At 70.8% G+C, this 2,436-nt stretch carries 1 protein-coding gene and 1 pseudogene; both read right to left on the reverse strand.

Annotation, left to right across the window (positions count from 1 at the left end):
* Nucleotides 1-113 precede the first annotated feature (113 nt).
* Nucleotides 114-908, reverse strand: a complete 795-nt coding sequence (locus ACFWUY_RS27960; protein WP_384115312.1) for a hypothetical protein — start codon at nt 906-908, stop codon at nt 114-116.
* 339 nt (nt 909-1,247) lie between these two features.
* Nucleotides 1,248-2,240, reverse strand: a pseudogene (locus ACFWUY_RS27965) (hypothetical protein); the annotation flags it as partial.
* Nucleotides 2,241-2,436 lie beyond the last annotated feature (196 nt).

Raw genomic sequence — 2,436 nt, forward strand, 5'->3', positions numbered from 1 at the left:
CCGCGGGCGAGGGGCTGGGTCGTGTGGTGCGGGGGGCGGGACGCCCCGCCCCCCCCAAAACCGCAGAGGGGCGCCCCCCCGGTGGCTCGCCCCCTTCTCACGTACCGACCGTGTCAGCTCTTGTCGCCGACGCTGTCGTCACTGTCGTCCTCGTCGAGGTCGTCGTCCTCGTCGTCTTCGTCAAGGTCGTCCTCGGCCTCGACGACGTCGTCCGACTCCTCGTCCGTGTCGTCGAACGCGTCGACGAACTCGACACCGTCCATCTCGGCCAGCCGGTCCGAGGCGTCCGTGGCCCCGTCCTTGTCGGCCTCCAGAGCCTTGGCGAACCACTCCCGCGCCTCGCGGTCACGACCGGCGGCGAGCAGCGCGTCGGCGTACGCGTACCGCAGGCGCGCGGTCCACGGGTGCACGGCGCTGGAGGCCAGCTCGGGGCTCTGCAGCGTCACGATGGCCGCGTCGAGCTGCCCCAGGTCCCGGCGGGCGCCGGCGGCCACGAGCCGCATCTCGACCTGACCTGCCTTGTCCAGCTTCTGCACCTCGGGCTCACCGGCCATCGCGAGCGCGCGCTCGGGCCGGCCGAGACCGCGCTCGCAGTCGGCCATGACGGGCCACAGCTCGACACCACCGCTCATCCGGCGCGCGGCACGGAACTCGGCCAGCGCCTCGGAGTACTTCTGCGTCGCGTACGCGGCGAAGCCGGCGGCCTCGCGCACGGCGGCGACACGGGACGCGAGCCGCAGGGCGATCCTGGAGTACGCGTAGGCCTGCTCCGGGTCCTCGTCGATCGTCTGGGCGACCATGACGAGGTTGCGCGCGACGTCCTCGGCCAGCCCCTTGGGCAGGCTCATGAGCTCCTGGCGCACGTCCGGGTCGATCTCCTCACCGGTGACCTCCGGCGGGATCGGCAGCCGCTTGATCGGCGCGCGGTCGCTCCGCTCCCGATCCCCACGGTCGTCCCGGCGCCCGTACCCGCCACGGTCGTCCCGGCCGCGGTACCCACCGCGGTCGCCGCCACGGTCGTCACGACGGAAGCCACCGCCACGGCTGTCCCCACCGCGGTCGTCACGGCGGAACCCACCGCCGCCACCGCGGTTGTCGTCCCGACGGAACGACGAGGGCCGCTCGTCACGACGGTCGTCACGCGGGAAGGAGGGACGCTCGTCACGACGGAACGACGAAGGACGCTCATCACGCCGATCGTCCCGACGGAAACCACCACCGCCGCCACGGCTGTCATCGCGCCGGTCGTCACGCGGGAACGAAGGCCGGTCATCGCGGCGGAAGCCACCGCCGCCACCGCGGTTGTCGTCCCGACGGAACCCACCGCCACCACGGTTGTCACCACCACGGTCATCGCGGCGGAACCCACCGCCGCCACCGCCACGGTTGTCACCACCACGGTCATCGCGGCGGAAACCGCCGCCACCACGGTTGTCGCCACCGCGATCGTCACGCGGGAAGGAAGGACGCTCGTCACGACGGAACGACGAAGGACGCTCATCACGCCGATCGTCCCGACGGAAGCCACCACCGCGGTTGTCCCCACCACGATCGTCACGACGGAAACCACCACGGCTGTCACCACCGCGATCGTCACGGCGGAAACCGCCGCCACCGCCACGGTTGTCACCACCACGGTCATCGCGGCGGAAACCGCCGCCACCACGGTTGTCGCCACCGCGATCGTCACGCGGGAAGGAAGGACGCTCGTCACGACGGAACGACGAAGGACGCTCATCACGCCGATCGTCCCGACGGAAGCCACCACCGCGGTTGTCCCCGCCACGGCTGTCGCCGCCACGGTTGTCATCTCGGCGGAAGCCACCGCCACCGCCACGGTTGTCGCCACCGCGGTCATCGCGGCGGAAACCACCACCGCCACCACGGTTGTCACCACCACGGCTGTCGTCACGGCGGAAGCCACCGCCGCCACCGCGGTTGTCGCCACCGCGATCGTCGCGACGGAAACCACCGCCACCACCACGGTTGTCACCACCACGGCTGTCGTCACGGCGGAAGCCACCGCCGCCACCGCGGTTGTCGCCACCGCGATCGTCACGGCGGAAACCACCGCCACCACCACGGTTGTCACCACCACGGCTGTCGTCACGGCGGAAACCACCGCCACCACCACGGTTGTCGTCACGGCGCGGTCCACGGAAACCGCCCCGGTCACCGCCGGCACCGTCCCTGCGGCGCGGTTCGCGCTCCGGACGGTCGTCGGGAGAGTTGGTGGACATCGGCGTGACTCCTGTCTTCGGGTACTGCAGTCATTCTCGCGCAGCCGGCACTCTGCCGCGCATCGGAAAAAGTCGAGCAAAAAACAAAAGGACCCCTGGTCCCAGCGTGAACGCTGGGACCAGGGGTCCTGAAGAATTGTTCGGCGGTGTCCTACTCTCCCACAGGGTCCCCCCTGCAGTACCATCGGCGCTGAAA

The organism is Streptomyces sp. NPDC058664, assembly GCF_042716635.1.
Classification (GTDB): Bacteria; Actinomycetota; Actinomycetes; order Streptomycetales; family Streptomycetaceae; genus Streptomyces.